Annotated in this window: 26 protein-coding genes; 2 read left to right on the forward strand and 24 right to left on the reverse strand. The window is 53.9% G+C overall.

The features are described 5' to 3' along the window. Positions 1–13: 13 nt before the first annotated feature. The 12 genes from HBO10_RS24795 to HBO10_RS24850 form a co-directional block, all read right to left on the reverse strand. Positions 14–931, reverse strand: a complete 918-nt coding sequence (locus tag HBO10_RS24795) for a hypothetical protein (protein WP_011923144.1) — start codon at positions 929–931, stop codon at positions 14–16. A 136-nt stretch (positions 932–1,067) separates the two neighbouring features. Then, positions 1,068–1,397, reverse strand: coding sequence for a hypothetical protein (locus tag HBO10_RS24800; RefSeq protein ID WP_078465977.1), 330 nt, complete (start codon positions 1,395–1,397; stop codon positions 1,068–1,070). A 272-nt stretch (positions 1,398–1,669) separates the two neighbouring features. Further along, on the reverse strand, positions 1,670–2,269 hold the full coding sequence (locus HBO10_RS24805; protein WP_078465978.1) for a hypothetical protein: 600 nt from the start codon (positions 2,267–2,269) through the stop codon (positions 1,670–1,672). Positions 2,270–2,356: 87 nt separating this feature from the next. Beyond that, complete coding sequence (locus HBO10_RS24810) at positions 2,357–3,142, reverse strand: hypothetical protein (protein ID WP_169922126.1); 786 nt, start codon at positions 3,140–3,142, stop codon at positions 2,357–2,359. Positions 3,143–3,256: 114 nt separating this feature from the next. Continuing rightward, complete coding sequence (locus tag HBO10_RS24815; protein WP_169922127.1) at positions 3,257–4,198, reverse strand: hypothetical protein; 942 nt, start codon at positions 4,196–4,198, stop codon at positions 3,257–3,259. A gap of 91 nt (positions 4,199–4,289) precedes the next feature. Beyond that, positions 4,290–4,700: a hypothetical protein gene (locus HBO10_RS24820; protein ID WP_169922128.1), complete on the reverse strand. Its 411-nt coding sequence runs from the start codon at positions 4,698–4,700 to the stop codon at positions 4,290–4,292. A gap of 264 nt (positions 4,701–4,964) precedes the next feature. Then, entirely contained in the window at positions 4,965–5,243 is a 279-nt protein-coding gene (locus tag HBO10_RS24825) for a hypothetical protein (protein WP_078465982.1), read from the reverse strand. A 125-nt stretch (positions 5,244–5,368) separates the two neighbouring features. Beyond that, positions 5,369–5,725, reverse strand: coding sequence for a hypothetical protein (locus tag HBO10_RS24830; RefSeq protein ID WP_078465983.1), 357 nt, complete (start codon positions 5,723–5,725; stop codon positions 5,369–5,371). A gap of 77 nt (positions 5,726–5,802) precedes the next feature. Continuing rightward, on the reverse strand, positions 5,803–6,480 hold the full coding sequence (locus HBO10_RS24835) for a hypothetical protein (RefSeq protein ID WP_169922129.1): 678 nt from the start codon (positions 6,478–6,480) through the stop codon (positions 5,803–5,805). 30 nt (positions 6,481–6,510) lie between these two features. Next, a complete protein-coding gene (locus tag HBO10_RS24840; protein WP_169922130.1) occupies positions 6,511–6,843 on the reverse strand; it encodes a hypothetical protein in 333 nt (110 codons plus the stop codon). Between the two features lie 175 nt (positions 6,844–7,018). Further along, complete coding sequence (locus HBO10_RS24845; protein ID WP_169922131.1) at positions 7,019–7,528, reverse strand: hypothetical protein; 510 nt, start codon at positions 7,526–7,528, stop codon at positions 7,019–7,021. Between the two features lie 483 nt (positions 7,529–8,011). After that, the gene (locus tag HBO10_RS24850) at positions 8,012–8,710 is read right to left on the reverse strand and encodes a hypothetical protein (protein WP_169922132.1); all 699 of its coding nucleotides are present in this window, start codon (positions 8,708–8,710) and stop codon (positions 8,012–8,014) included. A gap of 242 nt (positions 8,711–8,952) precedes the next feature. On the opposite strand from HBO10_RS24850, the gene HBO10_RS24855 reads away from it, so the two are divergent. Beyond that, positions 8,953–9,381 carry a hypothetical protein gene (locus HBO10_RS24855; protein ID WP_169922133.1) on the forward strand — a complete coding sequence of 143 codons (429 nt, stop codon included), beginning with the start codon at positions 8,953–8,955 and terminating at the stop codon, positions 9,379–9,381. 134 nt (positions 9,382–9,515) lie between these two features. On the opposite strand, the gene HBO10_RS24860 is transcribed toward HBO10_RS24855, so the two are convergent. Together HBO10_RS24860 and HBO10_RS24865 are read right to left on the reverse strand one after the other, a co-directional pair. Next, positions 9,516–9,959 carry a hypothetical protein gene (locus HBO10_RS24860; protein WP_169922134.1) on the reverse strand — a complete coding sequence of 148 codons (444 nt, stop codon included), beginning with the start codon at positions 9,957–9,959 and terminating at the stop codon, positions 9,516–9,518. A gap of 31 nt (positions 9,960–9,990) precedes the next feature. Next, entirely contained in the window at positions 9,991–10,512 is a 522-nt protein-coding gene (locus tag HBO10_RS24865) for a hypothetical protein (RefSeq protein WP_078465992.1), read from the reverse strand. A 44-nt stretch (positions 10,513–10,556) separates the two neighbouring features. Between HBO10_RS24865 and HBO10_RS24870 the strand changes: the two genes are divergently transcribed. Next, on the forward strand, positions 10,557–10,922 hold the full coding sequence (locus tag HBO10_RS24870; protein ID WP_169922135.1) for a hypothetical protein: 366 nt from the start codon (positions 10,557–10,559) through the stop codon (positions 10,920–10,922). Positions 10,923–11,115: 193 nt separating this feature from the next. Here HBO10_RS24870 and HBO10_RS24875 read toward each other — a convergent pair whose 3' ends face one another. The 10 genes from HBO10_RS24875 to HBO10_RS24920 all read right to left on the reverse strand — a co-directional run bounded on the left by HBO10_RS24875 (position 11,116) and on the right by HBO10_RS24920 (position 18,340). Next, positions 11,116–11,598 (reverse strand): hypothetical protein, encoded by a 483-nt coding sequence (locus tag HBO10_RS24875; RefSeq protein ID WP_169922136.1) that lies wholly within the window; start codon positions 11,596–11,598, stop codon positions 11,116–11,118. Positions 11,599–11,626: 28 nt separating this feature from the next. Then, positions 11,627–12,049, reverse strand: a complete 423-nt coding sequence (locus tag HBO10_RS24880; protein WP_169922137.1) for a hypothetical protein — start codon at positions 12,047–12,049, stop codon at positions 11,627–11,629. A gap of 132 nt (positions 12,050–12,181) precedes the next feature. Then, positions 12,182–12,754, reverse strand: a complete 573-nt coding sequence (orn, locus tag HBO10_RS24885; RefSeq protein ID WP_169922138.1) for an oligoribonuclease — start codon at positions 12,752–12,754, stop codon at positions 12,182–12,184. Positions 12,755–12,830: 76 nt separating this feature from the next. After that, positions 12,831–13,292 carry a hypothetical protein gene (locus tag HBO10_RS24890; protein ID WP_169922139.1) on the reverse strand — a complete coding sequence of 154 codons (462 nt, stop codon included), beginning with the start codon at positions 13,290–13,292 and terminating at the stop codon, positions 12,831–12,833. Between the two features lie 97 nt (positions 13,293–13,389). After that, complete coding sequence (locus HBO10_RS24895) at positions 13,390–14,007, reverse strand: hypothetical protein (protein WP_169922140.1); 618 nt, start codon at positions 14,005–14,007, stop codon at positions 13,390–13,392. A gap of 66 nt (positions 14,008–14,073) precedes the next feature. Continuing rightward, positions 14,074–14,337 carry a hypothetical protein gene (locus tag HBO10_RS24900; protein WP_169922141.1) on the reverse strand — a complete coding sequence of 88 codons (264 nt, stop codon included), beginning with the start codon at positions 14,335–14,337 and terminating at the stop codon, positions 14,074–14,076. 660 nt (positions 14,338–14,997) lie between these two features. Then, positions 14,998–15,213 (reverse strand): hypothetical protein, encoded by a 216-nt coding sequence (locus HBO10_RS24905; protein ID WP_169922142.1) that lies wholly within the window; start codon positions 15,211–15,213, stop codon positions 14,998–15,000. An 834-nt stretch (positions 15,214–16,047) separates the two neighbouring features. Further along, positions 16,048–16,566: an NADAR family protein gene (locus HBO10_RS24910; RefSeq protein ID WP_011923119.1), complete on the reverse strand. Its 519-nt coding sequence runs from the start codon at positions 16,564–16,566 to the stop codon at positions 16,048–16,050. A gap of 217 nt (positions 16,567–16,783) precedes the next feature. After that, a complete protein-coding gene (locus HBO10_RS24915; protein WP_078466004.1) occupies positions 16,784–17,374 on the reverse strand; it encodes a glutathione binding-like protein in 591 nt (196 codons plus the stop codon). Between the two features lie 168 nt (positions 17,375–17,542). Further along, a complete protein-coding gene (locus tag HBO10_RS24920) occupies positions 17,543–18,340 on the reverse strand; it encodes a hypothetical protein (RefSeq protein WP_169922143.1) in 798 nt (265 codons plus the stop codon). Positions 18,341–18,522 lie beyond the last annotated feature (182 nt).

Genomic DNA, 18,522 nt, shown 5'->3' on the forward strand with positions numbered 1-18,522 from the left:
ATTGTCGAGGGGCTCAAGCGGCAAAGCGTTCAATGCCGAGTTGATTGCGCTTGTTGCCAATCACGTTGAGCGAAACCCCAATCTCTGTGGCCAGCACGGAGTCTCGAACGGTACCTAGTCTTTGCACCTGTGCTTCAGTCCACTGATGCCTAGGTTTTGGGGTCTGAGCTTCGATGCTCAATGCGTTCCTCCGCAACATTACTGTCTGTAGGGTTACGCCCAGTTGATCTGCAGCTTCCCGATCGGTCATCGTGCCGAGGATTGCATCACGTTCGGGTGTCCAGCTACTGGCCCGACCACCAACGAAAGCGCCGATCTGAAGTTGCTGGCGCTTGTAGGCAACGGAGCTGCTCGAGATGCCTATCGCTGAAGAGACGTCTTTATCGGACATCGTCCCGAGCAACCTGAGGCCTTCCTCAGTCCATACCACTTCTTGTTGAGTTACCAGGGCAGGGATTTTAAGTTCACTTCTACGAAGGGTTACGCAGCTCCGGCTGACCCCAAGTAGTTTGGCCAGCGTCTTGTCCGGCATGGTGCCGAGCATCTTAATTTTGTCTTCAGTCCACTCAATGCGGGCGTGGGTGTTGAAAGCCGAGATTTGCAGCTGAGCCCGTTTTTTAGTGACACGCTTATTGCTCACGCCCCAGATCCTGCCGAGTTCATAGTCACTTTTAGTGCCGAGGAGTTTGATTCGATCAACCGTCCAGAACTTGACCTTGGGTGTAGATTGTTCTTTGGGAGCAGCCTTAGGCGCGGCTGGAAGCGCCCCATGCTCCGGGGCACCCTTGGACCGGGATGGCTTGATGTTGAGCCGAGTACGCTTGCTGGAGACGACACCAATGGTAATCCCAAGCTTTGCGGCTACAGCGCGATCAGTATCAGTACCGAGGAGCGCGAGAGCTTGATTAGTCCAGGTGTAGGTGGGTTTCATAAATGAGCCTCCGTTGAATTTCAGAATGGGCTCATTTTCCTGTCACCTAAGGTGTGCCAGAAGCGGCAACATATGAAATTTTCCTTCGAGAAAGCAAAAGCCCTCCACGTTGGGAGGGCTCATTCAATTCAAGCGGTCAGGCGGCCAGCGCAGCGTTCGGGCCGTAAAGAAACTCGGCCCCCACCACACTGATTCCTTTCAGCTCGCACATTCCGTGATTTCCATCTACCTCGATATCCAGGCCCTGAACCGTGTACGACACCTGCAGGTGCTCAAAGACTTGCTCCCCCATCACTTGATCAATCAGTGACTCAAGGGTGGGGTAGTTGCTCTTGAAGCCTTCCCACGTATCGGAAACCCGGCAGCAAGCTTCGACTCCATCGTCCATGGCCATGTAGCCGCAGTGGGTCTCGGTAGTACCGAGGGTCTTGAATTCGGTGAGGATGATGGTGAGAGAGTTAGCCATGTGTGGACTTCCTGTAGTTGAGTGATAAGTCATCTTCAGTCATGTCATGGTGTGCCAGAACCCCCAAAAATTGATCACTTCAGCTACGCAAGTCGGTGCCGTCCTGTGATCCAGTATCCCGATCGTTGGAATGTGTCTGGCCCAAACCTGGACATCAAAGTGCTGATGTCGTCTGCTTGAGGCACAGAATCGGCAGTCGGTTGTTTAGGTGGCATATGGTGAATCGTGCTTGAAGGAGTTAATCAGGGGAGGAACGCGAACGAGCAGTTATGTCAGGCAAAAGTTGGGGCCTCAATGTCTCCATCAAGGATCGCTACCATCAACCAGCCCGCGTCGGGTTGCGACCCCCGGGCCTCGACCAAATCTTGATGAGCCATTTCCATTGAGAGGATCTCAAAGCTGGGTCGATCAGCCCAATGCTCTTGGTCACGGCTGTGAACTTGATAGCCAACGATCGCCGGTGCCAGCGCCGTAATTGGCAAGTGCTTCACGACGACCTTCTCGAAGCTCGACAGCGCGCGGGCGAAAAAACCAGATTCGGGAGGGCAAAGCGATACAAGGTCTGCAATGGTCATTTGCTGAATGGTCGCTTTGCCGACAGTCATACGCTGCCAATACTCGTTGAACTGCTCGAGCGGGCGAATCCCCGTGGAGTCCAACACAAGATTGTTTTTTGGACTGAGAAGGGCGCAGTGGCGCATTTCACCGTTTTCAACGACAGCGACTGCTTGCCCGGTCTCGGCCAAGATGTTCAGGGCGACAGTGAGGAAGCTTGCTTGAAGGCACGAGGCTTCTTGCTCCGCAGGAAGCTCAATGATCAACGCTTTGGGGCCAGTGCAGAGTTTCATAACGAGCAGTTGAATTGGCTTCATAGGGCCTCCTGAATCAGTGAGACCTTATGTTCAACGTCATTCGGTCGTGCCAGAAGCCAGCGAGGCTGAATCGCCGGCCCCCCAAACCTATTGCTCGGTTGCAGGTTGCGCAGCATCCAGCTCAGCCGCTTGCTCTGGCGTACGAGCGAAAGGAGGGATGTGTTCGAGCATCTGCTGGCGGTCATGAGTTTCTCGATCAGCCGCAGCGGACGGCAACATCTGCATGCCGATCAATTCACGACTGACCTGGGCGTTCGAAGAATCGACCATGTTTTGAAACTGTTCGCTGATCCTGGCGTTTCTGACCTGGTTCATGATCATTGGCACGGCATGAACTACAGCATTGATCTGGTCGAGAGTGTCTGCTCGATCCATCGAATATTGTTCGGCTGGTGTAGGAACGCCAGTGATTCGGGAGACCAAGGGCGAAGCGACGTTCCAACCGATGTTTGCTGCACCAGAGCCGATGAAGCCAATCAGCACTGCTGCGCTTAACATTTCAGCGAAAGTGAACAGGGTTCTCCGGAACGGGTGCAGCTTTTTGCGAGCTTCGGCTTCGTCCTCGGCTTTGCGTTTTGCACCCAGGTCGCGAGCTGCAGATATCATTTCGACCAGCTTGTCTGCTTCTTCACGGGTAGTGAAATGAGCGACTGTTTTCGAGGTGGAGTGGTCGGCAACCACGTAGGAGAGAGGTTGCTCGTAGCCTTGGCGGGTATCTACCTCGTCCAGAGAGCGGAGTGAGTAGCTGAGGCTGCCATAGCCGCTTGCGATCTCAACAGCAAAACCCGGAGCCAAAAGTCTTATCGACCCACGCTCGCTTGCATCGACAGTGATATCAGATGCCGTTGCAAATATTGTTGGGTTGCTTTCCATGTGAGGATCTCAATGAACTAGTGATGCCTCATTTTGAAGAGTTGCGCCCTCTCTGCAACCCAAAACCATGTTATGGAATTCCGGATAAAATTCCATGCTCATGACGACTACGGATCAGGAAGGACACCCGATGCTCGATTTGGCACCGAAAACGACAAGTTGAAGAAGCTCCAGAGCCCGTGCCGTATCGATCTCGCTCAGCTCGTCTCGGAAACAGCAGGGGCATGGAATTCCATCGTCTCCCGATGCAGATGGCGAGGAAGTACACTCTTGTGAACTGCCAAGCCACCCGCATTTCTCGCACTCTGCCAGGTAGTAGCGCGAATTAAGTGGCACACGTCCAAGGCGGCCCTGGTGCATTGCAGCTCGCAGCACAAAGCCTTCGTCTGAAGGGGCATCAATGATGGCCTTGAGGTCGGCCGGCTGGATCAGAATTGGGCAGCCCAGTGATTCGGGGTGGTCTTCACCATCACCCTGCCAGACCCAGATGGAAGGCTCATCACTCTGGTACAGGCGGTATAAGTTGAGCTCAGCCTGCAGTCGGGCGATCGTTTTATCCTGCGCTTTCGCATGCTGAACCAGACGATCGAACTTGTAAGCAGGGACAGAGCGGCCCTGCTCAGTTGAATTCGAGCTGTCCTGAACGGGACGGATAGTAACGCCAGCCCGATTACCTGAGGTGCATGCCTTTCGGTTGATATCCACCTGATGCACTAACTCATTTGCGATCTGAATGCAGTGCTCCGCGTTGAAGGACTGACATCCGCCTGCAGAGGGCCCATCATTCAGCAGCTGGCGTATCGCCTTGGAACCCTGACTGATGCAGTGATTGAAGCCCTCGATATCCCATGCGGACGGGCTGGAGGGCTCCGCAATGTGAGTTGAGTTCAGCATAGCGAGGAAGCTTTCGGCGGCGCTTTTATCGACTTCCGGTGAGGCAATGAGAAAAGGCTCCACTGTCTGCTTCAGTGAAGGCCACAGCAGCTTCAGGGCCTGGAGTGTATTCAGTGAATGGTCGCTGTCGTTGCTGTCTACGGACGTAGTTGCTGAAGTCATTGGCTCAACTCGGTTTTAAAGGATGGGGTGGCTGATCGTTAAGTCAGCCCTTCGAAAACAATATGCCGAGATGACTCGTGCCAGAACCGGGTCAGGCAGATCCTGCAGTGACAATTCCAAGCTGTTGGCCAGCCTCTCGGACTAGGTCGAGTGAAGCGTTGTCATACCCCCAATAATTGAACTCGCGTTCACCTGGTGGGACTGTTTTAAAATACTGATGTCGGATCTGATCCCCCGACAGAACAAAGTCACGGATCGCCCGCACGAAGTCCCTCAATCCGCCCCCATGGCAGAAGTCTGGCCAGCTTCCATCGCTGTGCGTATCAACGACTTTCTGGGTGTACTCGTCCAGGATCAGTACGCGTTCGTTGTGTAGGCTCAGTTCTGCAATCCGTCCGCTGGCTTTGTGCAGGAAGAACTGCCGGCCATGACTGGCAATTGCGTTTAGAAATGAGTTGGCGATGGCGAGACGATGCTCTTGAGTCTCTGAGAAGGTTGTCACGGCGGACTCCTATACTGGATGTGGTAAAGGGCAAGATCAGCTGAAAGGCAGCATTTCTGGCAGAACATCTATGGCCTCGAACTCTCGTCCGGCTGCATTCTCCGCAGCGCGTGTGCGGGCCAAAAGCCGCTGGGGTATCAGTGACTGGGCGTCTGACCAGGCGCGGCATCGGTGAGCAGGGAAAGCCCCCAGTAGTTGCGGAAAGGACATTATCCCTTATAGGGAAGGCCCCCCAGCGAAAACCGAGGTGCCTAAAATCACGCCTCAAGCTGCTGCGCTTGTTGCTTCGTAGTCAATTCTGTTCTGAGTGTTGCCATTCCAGCCGCGGGGCTTTTTGTCATCCCGGTATTTGAGGCTGAGGATTGCCGAGTGGCTTTGGGACTGACCTTTGCTCAGATGCGCCAGGTGGGTCTGGGCGTCGCGGTAGGTCATTTGTTTGCATTCCTCGAAGAGGACTGAATCGCTGCCGCTGGCGGCGATGACCAGGTTCCCGACGAAGCTGACTTTTCGGATCAGAAAGCGAAAGTCATAGAGCGCTGCCATGGTGTTTCTCCGTTAGGTTTCGATGAGGTCATCATCAGCCCCTACGGGGTGTGGCAGAAGCGGCTAAAGCGAGTCAATTGGGTGCCTATCTCAAAGGACAGGCACCCCCACAATTACTGGGTTGGTTACTCAGCTGGCTTTGCTTTCTTGCGGGTGGGTTTCTTCACAGGCTCGGCCGGTGCGAGCTTTTGAACCGCTTCGCTGATTGCAGACTTGTTCTGGTCGATCCAGCTAGATTCAGGAGCAGGGTCAGCATCGATTTGCAGCGTAACTTGGTCCACTAGCCTGGGATTGAAACCACGTGGCAATCGGCTTGCTGGCGACAGGTTGAGCAGGTGGCGTGTCCAGTATTGCTTCCATTGCCCTTTCGGGCGGGCGAATTCCGCAGCGACCATGCCGGCCACCGATGACTTACCAGCGCCACCCTTGGAAAACAGGTTCGCCTTGTTGCTGAAGAGATGTGCCTTGAGCGTTTGAGTCACTGATTTATCCTCACAATCTTGTCGTGCCGGCGACGGTCTTGCCGACGCCAGCTTGGTTGAAGTGTACCGCAATGCCTTCAAGGGGGCGTGCAGGCCGGTAGTCCAAGGGTGCTGGCCCCTTGATACAAAGTGTGCACGGTGCCATCCATAAGCTGCACCTGAACCCACGAGTGCCCATCGCATGTGTAATTGAAGGCTAGCGCTTCGGCAGTCATTGCCTTGGCCTTAGCGAGCGCCTCATCATAGGTAGCCCACTCATGGCTGTCGGACTTGAAAGTCAATACTGTAGGGGTCGAGGCGTTCGGACCCTCTGTGCCGTACTCAACGTTAAACGGTGGCAGGAAGACGGAAACGTGGAGGTTCGGGTCCTCATACCAGTCCGGAAGATCCTGCCCCAAGCTGGTGCCAATCACCGCCAAGGTGTAAGCATGAACGAGGCTGGAGCCCATGTAAGATTGACCGTCAGGTGTCTCGACCAACCAACTGCCAGTGCCGATTGGACGGCTAGACAGCTGCCACTGAGCTACCAAGGGCATGATGGCGAGGAGGGTGTTAGGGTTACTGACAGCTTTTGGGGTATCGAAAGGTCCAAACTCGCGGCGATTGAAAATTATGTCGCACTGCCAATCATCCCACGGGGCGCGAATAAGGCCTTTCTTCGAGGGCTCAAGTGCAATAGCGAGGTAGAGGCTGAGCAGGTTGCCTTTGAGATTCTGGAGTTGCATATGGGTCACCAGTTGAAGTTGATGACCCATAGTCCGTCTGGATTGGATGTGGCAGAAGCCTCACCAGCCGCGATTTCTCTGCAGCTTGTTCTGCTCCATTTGGTTGGCCAGAAAGGTCTGCGCTTTAACATCCAGCTGCTCGCATGCCTTCGCACTGCTGTCGCCCCATTCCATGACAGAGCCACCACCCGGATTCGCGCCATGCCAGCTATTTTGAGCGGCTTCCTCAGTGGCGTGACCGGTTGAGACCCACTCAAACTGGTCCCCGTACTCGACGTCCCATTCAGAATCGTGGTCATCGTCATCATCGTTGATTGGCCAGCACTCATAGAACGCCAGCGACCATTTCCCATCTTTGGACTGCCAACAAATGTTTTCCCGGTTGAAGCTCATGCTCTTTTTCCCAGCTTTTCGATAGCTCCCTGATTTGATGAGCTATATTCCGTCGAAATTAGGGGGCCTGAACCCTCCCGCTCAGAAATTCAGTGAGCGACCGATAGACCCTCAACTCGACGAATCTCAGGGTCGGATCGAAATGCAGGGGGCCTTACCGCACGTGGTTGCTGAATTAGGATTGAGCACACTCAATTTTCGAAGCGACCCAGTTCCAGTAGCCCTGCAAGGTGTCACAATTCAAGACCTCGTATCTCCAGTCTTCCTTCGTATACAGGCCATGCTCACCTGCAGCTGAATACTTCGTCGACAATTGCAAAGCATCCAGTCCAATGTCTGGTTTCCGTTGCAGCAACAGGGCGGGGATACCTGCGACGAAACCCTCAAGCAGGGAAGCAAAACCAGGGTCCCCGGTTTCCGCCCAGCCATAGACCTGATCTTTGGGTTCAGCAAAATTGTCGAACCGCACCCTGTTCAGCATTTCGCTTGAGGTGGTGTGTGAGAACTCGAGAATGCAGACATCGAAACATTCAAGCAGTGGCTCAAGTTCCTCTGCAGTTTGAACCGGGTGGCGGTCGTGAGAGTAGTTGCAGACTGCTTTAAGGGTCCAGCCTGCGATCTTGAGGGTGTTGATGAGAGCGTGGGCCATCATCACTGTTGTTGCTTCTGGCGTTGGTTCTGACATTTGGCACCTCCTGATTTTGAGGATCCCAGGATGCTTGGCTTAACCGTGTGCCAGAACCAGGCGAGGAATGAATGTTAGAGAGGAATTGCAGTTCCACTCAAAGTGCAGGCGACGTCTCAGGCTTCAAATATTCCGGAGAGATAGCGTCGGCGGGTATGGCCAGCCCCCACCACTCAAGTACCTTCTCGCGGAAAAGGGCCCAGTCAGCTACGGTGGTCGAACCGTGGGTACAGAGCCTGCACTCTGGCGAGCCAGCAAGCTGTTCGGTAATAGTGTTGTGAAGGTCGATACCTCTCTCACTGAACCGTCCGACAGTGCTGGCATCGCTGCATTGGACCCAAATTCTGTCCCGCAGCGGGGTGGTTTCAAACCAATATTCGAGAGCCAATTTCGTTACTCCGTAACTGGCCATTTCGGCCCGTGTGACACCTGATTTTACCCGTAGGCGTGGATTGAATCCAAGGTGAGGCTCTTAATCAGGGCTCACCGTTCCTCGGCGAGGATCTCATCGATCAACTCGCCTGTAAGCATTTCCATTTCCGCAACGCGCGCTTTGGTACCGGTGACGGTATCGAGCTGCTCAAGGTAGGCATTGAGGTGGCGGTATATGGCCAGCGGCTTGGGCGGTGCTGTCTCCTCTTTGTAGAAGGGGCTAGTCATCCCGAGTTCGTAGGCAAGACCGGATAGAGCAGCTATCACGACCTCTTCAGCGGCGAGTGCCCAGTTCAAATCCAAGGTGCTGATGTCGACCCTATCCAGTAGGCACCCATTTGCCCGGAACCTCTGCGTTAGCTTGCTGGATGTAGGAAATCTCTCACCACGGGTATGCTCAATAGCCAGGACGTCGATGTACTGAGCAACCAGTTCTCGGTCCTGCCTCAGACGTGTGTAGTTTATTAGTCGGCCGGCGTGGAAAATTGCGCTAGGACCACCACTGTTGGCTTCCACGATATCACTGTCGCTGCGATGTCCTTCCAGATCGCTGTAGTTCATTTCTGTACGCAGATCACCGAAGCAGCTGAGGTCAAGGTTTCCTGCCTCTAGCTGGGCGTCACAAGGCTCCAGAAAGACAGCCTGCAGAACGTCCATACGGCACGTGAATTGGGAGGGGAAGGTGAGCATGACCCCCTTAACGAAGACGTCGACGTTGTTAAGTACAGGGCGGGCAGTGATGAGGTCCATAATTATGTCCTTATGCGAATATGCTTATGCTGCGGTAACTTTGCCAGTGCCAGAAGCCCATGGCAGGTAGTTAAGCTGGCCGCCAAAGCCCCACCCCCTATTACATGCCCGCTTTTGAAATGACGAAACTGGGGCAGTCAGGGAGGACGCTGAATGTATCGATATTCGGTAACAGGGTTTTGGGTTGCTGTACTGCTGCTGTGCTTTATGTTGGAGGTCTTCTTCAATTGCAGGAGTCACCCATGCAAGTCAGTCAATTCATATGGGACCGCTTTCATCAAGTCGATGTGTTCAGCCTGGTCGAGGGTGATCAGGTCATCGTTGCAGGCAGCATGGTCACCGTAGCAGCCCCAGCTTATGAAAAGGATGGTCAAGTTCACCTGCCGGCCGCGCCAATCGAGCAAGCAGTAATTTTGGTAGACTTCTCCGATACGGCTGCAACTCGCGCCATGGATTACGTAGGGTCTTCAGTCCATGACTTCGGGGACGGTACGGCGATCATTGCCGAACTCGATGGGTCTACAGACCTGGTCTACTCACCTCGACTGCCCAAAGCAGAGCTAGAAGCTTTCTGCCAAGAGCATCTTGAGCGATATCGGTCGTTTAACTCCCAGCACAGTGAAGCTATCGAGGAAGGTGAACCGGTTCCCATGGAGCCATGGTGGGCTTGATACGAATCATCACCCCTCGCTCTCAATGAGTTTTGATTTGAGTGAGGGAGGGGGGTTGACCCAGATAGGGTGTTATTGGCTGATAGTACGAGATACAAGCTGGTTTCAGAGTTACGAATGCCATATGGAACGTCTCATTCTGGCTTCGCAGATCCCTGCGCCGCTAGTGACGCCAGCAGCTTATCTTTTGCGATCGACACAGTAGGAATTCCCGCATAAAACCGATAGATCTGATGGGTTACAGATTCGGCTTCTTCTCCGGTATCTCCTGCACTGATGGAGAAAGAGTCACGCTCCTGCAGCGCGATATCGGTGATCGCCGAGAGTTCAGGCTTCAGCAGGAAGCCCTTGAGCAGCACTGAGCCGAACTTGGTTTGACCTTCAGGGGAAAGCCTTTGGTATCCATCCCAAACCATCGCGTACTGCCGTGCACTCATCTCAGAGTGCTGCCAGTAATAATCTGAGCTCTTAGAACCAGCCCAAATCGCGCAGCCGGTTGCCAGGATGAAGAACCAAGTGCTGGCAAAAATGGATTTCTTGGTCGCTGCACTTGGCTGTTGAGGTTGTTCGGAGAACATTTGAGTCCTGATAGGGTTTAACCGGGGGCACTCAACGAGATCGAATGCCGAACGTCTGGTAAAGAAGGATGAGGCCTCGGCTGTAACGGCGGTATTCCTCATCGGTTTCGAGGTGGTCAGCATACCCAACCCCGAACTCTCGAGTAAGCCCTTTGCGTAACACCCAATCAATGAACAGTGGTCGCATCACCGTTTCTGCGAGTCCGCGCGTTTCATGCACCCAGCACAGTTCGGCCGCCGGCGTGACTACTTGTACCAGGGAGCCTTCACCCTGGATGTACTTTACGGCCCAAACATCTGGCGTCGTATCCATGGCAATAGAGAACCAGATATCTCCGCTGGGTTGATCACTGAGCTTCGTTAGCGAGCGTTTTCGATAGGCATTGCTGACCATGCCTTCAAACGCGAAGCCAGGCGTGAAGGTCGCACGATCAGTACCAACAATCAGGCGAGGTCCGAAATAATCCAATTGATCCCGAAGGATCTTGGACAATTCCGGGCCAAGCCGGCGCATGTAAAAAGGCTCGACGTAAACTTTAGGCTTGTCGGTCATAGGATTCCTTAAGTAGGAATGGAGTGGTCGGGTGACACTGCTAAGTGAGACCCAATATCACGGCACTACGTGGGAACAACGGAAAGCCTGCCCAGCGCCTGGTGACGCTTCAACCGATCAGTTGTAACGGGAACACCATCTGCAAAGTCGCGAAAGAGGCGAGCAGCTTCTTTGTTGGCCAAGCCTGGCAGTGCGGACGCATTGGTAAGAGCAACCAAGCAAACAAGGCGGATTGCAGCATTAATCCGACTTTGCTCCGTGTCGACCTGGGATGGGTCAACCGGGAAGGGCCGGCGCGCTTGATCTATGGCCACGAGACACTGGTGAGTGGTGATGATGGAACTAAGGTCTATATCGGTCCCCGCGAGAACCTCGGCAAGAAGCGAATTGATTTCATCAGTGCGAGGTAGGACATTTTCAACGTAGCTCATTGGGGGAGTCACCCACTGACAGCGAGCTCCAGATAATAACCCAGGGGGAGCGCATTCCATTCCGGACGTAGGCATCGAAATTCAGCAGGCTCGTGTGACCTCAAGCCTGACCTTTTGTAATCAGGCGTTGAGAGGGATAGAGCAAATAGCCTACAGGGACTTACTTCGGGTGCTACCGGGGTGAGAGGGCTCGTGCCTCAGCCACTGCTGCACGGAACTCATCCTTGCCGTCCAATCCCATAAACTCAAAAAACTCCTCCTTAGGCAGGGCATTCAGCCAGCTACGGTATTCCTCATCCGACATGTCGTCGATCATGTCGGCTAGGCTCAGGAGCTTAGGAAGCAGGCTCTTGTAAGCGTCGTCCTCGCTCAGCTCCTCAGGCGCAGTGGGTGCTGATGTCGTCACCTCGGACTCGCCTTGTGCTGACGTTTTGCGTGATGAATATCCAAGTGCGAACTGGATGATCATCCGCTCAGCTTCCTGGAACTCATCACCCTCGACTGCGAAAGCCATGCAAATGCTGGCCAGCTCATTCATCAAGCTGCTCGGTGGTAGCTTTCCGTGCTTTCTCCAATGGAGGACATCGGCGGACAGCTGGCTTAAGTTTGCTTCCACAAAACCGCGGGCGGCCAGTCGTTGAATCTGTGCAGTCATGGGTACAGGCCTCACTTAGTGATTGGGGTCATTCAATTGGTGCCAGGTTCACCGGGCTCAGCATGTTGTTGTGAGCATTACCAATTGTTGGGATGTATGCGACGGCGTGGCCTTCAGCATTCGTCCAGCGAAAGGCCAAGTAGAAATGGTACTCAAGAGGACTGGCAGCGCCCGGCCAGCCCGCCAAATATCCTTCAGCAGCTACATTGCCAACGTTATGACCGCCCCATGGGCGAATACCGGCGATCTGAATTGTTGTAGCGTTTCGAGCGCCTTCCATCTTCTCCCGGATCTGAGCCTTGTTGTGCGGGTGCATAGGCCTTTGGGGCATGAAACGACGAATCTGGCGGATTTCATTCCTCAGAATTTGCTTCCAGAAATAGGGGCGGTCGACCTCCAGTCGAAAATCAAGGCTGACCAGATCGCCGACCTGGAATTTCGGTGTAGGCATTGTGGCTTCAGCTGAGCTGAATGGCTGAGTAGGGGAGGTGACTCGTGTCATTGGTATGGCCTGGGTGCTTGTAATGTGTCAATCCTAAGGGGCATACGGCTGTGCCAGAACCCTAGGTCATGAGCAGCTGTTTTAATCTTGCTCGAGCAGTGGCGCGAGCAGTGCACGGTACGTTTTGGCCTCCGCCACTGACTCAAGAATGTCGGGCAAGGCTCGATGCTGCTGGCGCTTCGAGGGTTCGAAGGAGGGGGATACCGTTTTCAGGAATTCTTTCACTGAGGAGATATCCAGATTTCGGTAGTACAAGAAGTCGTGAAGTTCCGGCATCTGGGCTTCGATGAACATCCGATCGAAGTGGATGCCACTCCCACACAGCGGCTCGACTTTCTTGGAAACACCGTTCTGCCGGTAGAACTGAATCAGTTGGTGTTCCGCGGCCTTGAGAGTGGTGAAAGACTTGACCACCTCATCGAAGAGTCCGTTATTCGTATGCATGCGAGTGACAGCCTCATCACTTAGCTCGAGGACGCGAACCATGGGTTGCTGGATCACGATTGAGGTACTGGCCAGCACAGTGAAGTGTTCATCAGTGACCACTGCCCCAATTTCGAGGATACGGTGTTCGTAAACTCTACGGTCGAAGAGCTCAGTAAAGCCTGTGGTTTCCAGGTCTAGCCATGGGAGCCTGCGTTGAGATCGGGTCATTGGGTCATCCACCATAAGTTGATGTGCCCATTGTCCAGCCGGCTTGGGTGTGCCACCACCCAAACTAGGCTGCCATTTACTCGTTAAAACTGGCCCTCGGGTCAATGCAATGCTCCGGTGGAATTCCAGCTAGAGCGCGAATGGCATCGAACTCCTGAACCGCCGCCCACGCCCCGTTACCCGGATCAATGCGCCCTGATACGTACACCGGGAAGGGCACGCGTTCGACTTCACCGTATGCCCTGGGATTGGCTAGCATTTTGGCCAACTGCGACTCGTGATCCAGATAGGCCTGCTTGTTGAATTGAGCAACCAGTTCCTCTGTAAGGATGTCGGCACCGCACGCGATCAGGCCGACCTGGCCGTTCACCAGCCGCTCGAAGGCTGCCTGGTCTTGATGGTAGACATTTGGGTCGTACTGCTCAGGTGTGAGGCGGATAGACAGTCGGTGCTTGGCACCGTTGCTCTGCTGCAGCTGGTAATGGTGCTCGCCGCGGTAGGCGCTGAGGAAGGTAAAGGCTGGGGGTGAGAGGTGCATGGTCAGCTCCGGAGTTTGATGAGGACCATGCAATCGTAAATGCGCCTGCTAGTGCCAGAAGCCCCAAGCTTCGCCAGGGGCGTTGGCACTGACAGATTTACTTGTAGCTTGCTGCCGCATACAAGAACACTAAGACCACAACAATCACACTCGTACTAAGGATTCCAAATGTAACTGAGCGCATTCTCCTCCGCGTGTTGAGCGCAAATGTCGGGATATATGTCATTACAACGAAAACCAACAGCAAGCTACCGTACCCCAACAGAATAGTGAGCAGGCTAGGATGGTCGCTTGAGAATAAGAACGGAATTGCAGTGATGCTTATGAAGATCAGGCAAAGGTCAGCCCCAATGTCGACTACTCGCCTCAATACGTCGTGACACCATAGAAAAGCCCCATTTTGAGGCTCTTCAGTGCTATAAAACAAATATGTGATGCAAGCCAGGATTGCGCTTCCAGCCAGCATCAGCGTGATTGTGCTGATGCCTATCTGCTCGTCTAAAACTTTGTTCCCAAACACCGACAAACTTTCAGCCTGGGTGATGAGCGTGAGCAGTCCCCCGAGTGCGAAATAGAAGATCATGAAGCCGGCACGGTCGGCCAGATGCTTTTTCAGGTATCCGAAGTTGAAGCTGATGTCCTCTCGGATTGGAAGGAGTATCTTGCTGCGCACTGCGTTAAAGCTGCGTTTTAAACGCTCAAAAAAGACTGCCATAAACATCCCTATCGTTGTGGAACGGAAGAAACCGATCTGTCCTAATTCCCAGACTCTTGTGGGCAACTAGCCCCGCTTAGAAATCGACGTACGCTCGGCCACCAAGTTAGCCCTGTGCCGGTCTAGAGCCATATCCAGCTTCGACGCGGCGCTCTCAAGGTTAGTGCTTAGCTGGCTGGCGGGGGCGAACACGTCCCCCGAGCTTGAAAGCTGCAGAGCCCTCAATTCTGCAAGGGTCAGTGTAACCTCAGACTCCGACTCAAGCTCCTCTTGGGTGTATTCGCTGAACAGTGTCATGCCTAGTATCCACTTCCTCAGTTGGGAATTCATTATCCCTGCCACCTGAGCATTGGCTAGCCAAAGCGGAGGCCTCAAAAAGTTTTCACAGCAGGTTCTGGCACGCGAATTTTGATGTGAGGATTGCCTCCTCAACGAATGCTGCCATCCGAAAGCGCCGGTGGCAGTGAATCAACGCAAGGCGCTTGTACCAACTGGAGATTCAAACGTGGTCACTCACTACTCGCAAGACCTTGGCACCTCTTCCTGCGGCCGGACCGGTTCAACCCTGGCCATCACCCAAGAACGTGGGCAAGTCTCGTGCAAGACGTGTCTGCGCTCGATGGAGAAGGCAGCACCAACACAGCTGACTGAGGGCCAGTCCGCGCCAGCTCAACAACCAAAGCCGCTGGTCACTCAACCTCAGCGATCGGTACAGCACGCGTCGTCCAAACTTACCGCTCGTGCATCCTGGGGTAATCGTCTGGCGCAGATGCCCGGTCGCAACCGCATGCCGCGCGGCAATGCTCAACAGGTGTACATCTGACTTTCCGCTAGGGCACCTAGACGGGTGCCCACTACACTTCCACAACCCTTTGAGTGCATCACTCTCCAAGCTGACGCTCTCAAGCTCGTTGCCCGCCTCAACAGGATCCTTGTTATCTCCTATCTCTTCACAAAACGTGAACTAATTTTGCTGTCTGACCTGCCCCATCAGTAAGGCGGAAAGTTCTCCACCTGATAGTTCCAAGCCTCCATTCGCTTTTTCTTTGCCATGTACTCAGGTGTCTGGGCAATCCCGTGCTCGTCGATGCCGTAGCGTTGCTCATCGCTCAGCATGAGGGGTAACACGTACACCACAAAAACCACCATTGCAGCGCCTACAACAGCTGAGAAGCCCAGGCCGAATACTAATCCGCTTACAACCATGCGCTCACTCCTAAAAGAGATCCGGGAACTCATTATTGTCCGCAGCTAACCGTATCGCCAGCATTCCCGGCCTATTGGATGATATTACGGGACATAATTGCTCTCGACTGAGAATTGGTCACGCTTGGCTTAGCCCACAAAAACAAGAATGACTAACGCAGTCAGAAGGGTCGAGCCAATCCATGCCAATACACCAAGGATCCAGGCGGGAAGCCCCTGTTTGAAAGGGTCCCAACCCCATGTCCAAAGTGCAACCATAGGAAGCCAGTGCAGTCCCGCCTTAGGGACATCCTGCATGTTCCCACCGATCACAGCAGTAATTGCTGCCAGAACGAGGAGGGTGGTTAGCAACCACCTTGCTCCCCTGATTGTTCGCTCAAGTGGAGGCTCTACTAGCTCAATGCCGAGTACCTTCATACCGGCATTGCCAATTTGATGGCTTGAACTTTTGTGGCCCTGGTGTAGGACTGTTTCAGAATTGAGCCTGGCAATCTCATGGGGAATCTCTGTCACGATGTGAGGCCATTTATAGGCTAGACATCGCTCAGCGCCAAACCAAAATGACAGGCTCGAATTTACGCTGATCGCAGAATATGCGGGGGACCTGCGACGGAATGGAAGCCCTCCAGGTACTCAGCATGCTGCCGGGTGCCTGCCTTCAGGTTTTTGAGCGCCGATTCCTGAAGGCTGAGGCCATCTACCCTGGCCCGCTGGCCTTCGCGGTAGGCCAACGATTTTCTATCTTGGGATCTGATCATGATTGACTGCTGTGTTCGGCTCTACTTTCTAGACGAAGAAGTATCGGCAGGATTTATGTCAATTTGAGGGCCGCGCTTATGTATACCGCCTATGGGGGTGGCCCGCGTTGATCTCGGCTACTATTTTCGACCTGACGCTATTGAGCGCCAGCCCAAGTATGTTCGAGCCGCGCCAGTTGCGCCGGTCCAGGATGCGTGGATTGGACTCCCAGAGTTTTACGCCATAAACCCCATCACTCCCGCTTGCCTCAACAAACTCAAGATCACCTGTGTTGATCATTTCAAGTTTGAGATCCTCATGCTGAGTGAACTTGGCATACAGAGCATGTAGAAGGATTGCTTCCCGCCTCTCAACCCAAACAGCCTCGACGAAACCATCGACCTTGCGCCCAATAGCTTTCTGTTCAGCGGGATCATGGGTAGCCATGATTTCCGCAGCGCGGACTTCATCTCCAAAGAGGCGGGCCTTCGCGAACATGAGCATCTGTTCGACGCAATTGAAGATAATCCCCTTGACCGTGAACGGGCGCAGGTACCAGTTGCTGTATATCTCGCTCTTGTGGTGGAAGAGCAGGAACCCATTAGCAACCTTCACGGCCAAACCTCGGACAGCAATAGCTCCACAAACGTTGCCTCAGCACTGAAACTACACGAAGCGAATTGACCGAGACTCCACCCAAGCGCCCGCACATCAGCCAAGCAGTCTAGGGTTTCTGTGGGCGTTAGTGTGAATGAGATAGTCACAGTCATCTGCAAGGGCCTTTGGCGAGGGTGTTTGGGCCAACCTAGGTTGGCCCCTTGATCTGCAAGCCTTAAGCCGCAGCGTTCTCAGATTTGTGCCCGAGGCTTGCTTGGAAGGATCGCAAGGCAAACAAACGGTCTGCATAGGCGGACAGATCACGGAAGGTTTTAAGGCTCAGCCCCGCTTGTTTTGCCGCCCAAAGCCAAGGACCAATTGTGACGTCCATTACGCTGATTTCATTGCTAGCGAAGTAGGCGTACCCCTGAACCATGCTATCCATTTGTTGCAGGTACTTACGCATGCTTGTCTGTGCGGCAGCGTCACCTTCTTTGGCAGCTTCCAACAGGGGGAACAGTTGCTTATGAAAGGAGCGGACCTGCTTGCGGTAGATGGCACGACTAGCGGTGTTGGCAGGGAGCAGTGGGGGCTGGGGGTGTTGCTCGTCGATGTACTCGATGATGATGTCGAGTTCGCCGGTTGTCACGTTCCGATCACTGAGCGCCGGGGACTCAACGACATCGACTGAAAGCGCCAGATCGGCATGCTGGGCCATGTCCAGCTCGATGTATTCCAGACCTTTGACTTCGGCTGCAAAGCGGACGATATGCGATTGTACGCAGCTAGCAGAAGTGAACAGTTTGGTAGTTGAGGAAATGGACATTTGTGTAGCTCCGGATTGCTTGGCTGATGGGTGTATATTAAAAGCTCTTGTTTGTGCCACCAGCTACCGAGCCAGGAATTATTGACTTTCGCATACCCGATCTTGGGGAATGAATGTGGACCAACCCGGCTATCGGCCAGGTCGGTAAGTTGACTTGATTATGACGCTTTAGGCTGCCGTTCTTACGAGCGGCGGGGCCAAGTACACACCTTGGATTGCGCTTTCACGTTCCGATGTGGTCAACGACCACCCAAGGGTTTTTGCAATTGCATCAACTCCCTGTTCTGCCTGTTCGATTGTCGCGTAGTAGGTATGGATTCCAGCTGGGCCACGGGCCGTTTCCGCGATGTGTGCCACACGTTGCTTGCTCTGTGCTTTAGTCACGACCAGCACCAGTGCCGACAATGACGTGTGAGGGTAATCCCCGCTGATTTCGCTAGCCACAGAGAAGGCGTCACGATCATTCAGATTTGATCCCATTCTGGCTGCGCGTGCCATTGCGCATTGCTCTTCGGAGATGAAGTCCAGAGGCGTTGCCGATTCAATTCCTGCCTCGGGGCTCGGATACACAGGCACACCGGAGTGCCAGCCATGGAAGCGGAGCTGCATCATGAAAACACCCCACTCTCGAACCGTCAGCTGTTTAGGCATCTTGGAATGCTCAGGCTTGAAGCGTTCGTAAAAAGCGTTGTCCAGGATTTGAAGCATCATTCGAACTGCACGGTTGCACACCTGGTGATCACAAGAGTCACTAGCGTTGCCTACGGGCGTATCCGCGAATGCCTTCTCCTTGGCTGCAACAGGTAGGAGAAGGCGCAGCAGTTCAAAGGAGTATTCCAGGTACAGTTGATTGCGTGCCGGACTGAAAGGTTTGCTCGCGATCTCCCCGGCGATGTGAGGCGCCCGGATGTCTGAAAGCAGCTTCACCAGCGACTCAACTGTAAATTTTGGGGTCTGGGAGATCATGAGGTTTGTCCTTGCTTATTTAAGATGAGGCCAGTTTCAGCCTGTTTTGGCTGTGCCAGAAGCAACGGCGACACTCATTTTTGACCCTCAAATAAAGTGCCGGCAGCGCCTTGATCTCCCAAGGCGGGGACTCAATTATGGCGCTGCTGACCCATGAATCCGCAGTACGGCAGTTCGCTCGA

Source organism: Pseudomonas sp. WS 5503 (genome assembly GCF_012985385.1).
GTDB classification, from domain to species: domain Bacteria; phylum Pseudomonadota; class Gammaproteobacteria; order Pseudomonadales; family Pseudomonadaceae; genus Aquipseudomonas; species Aquipseudomonas paracarnis.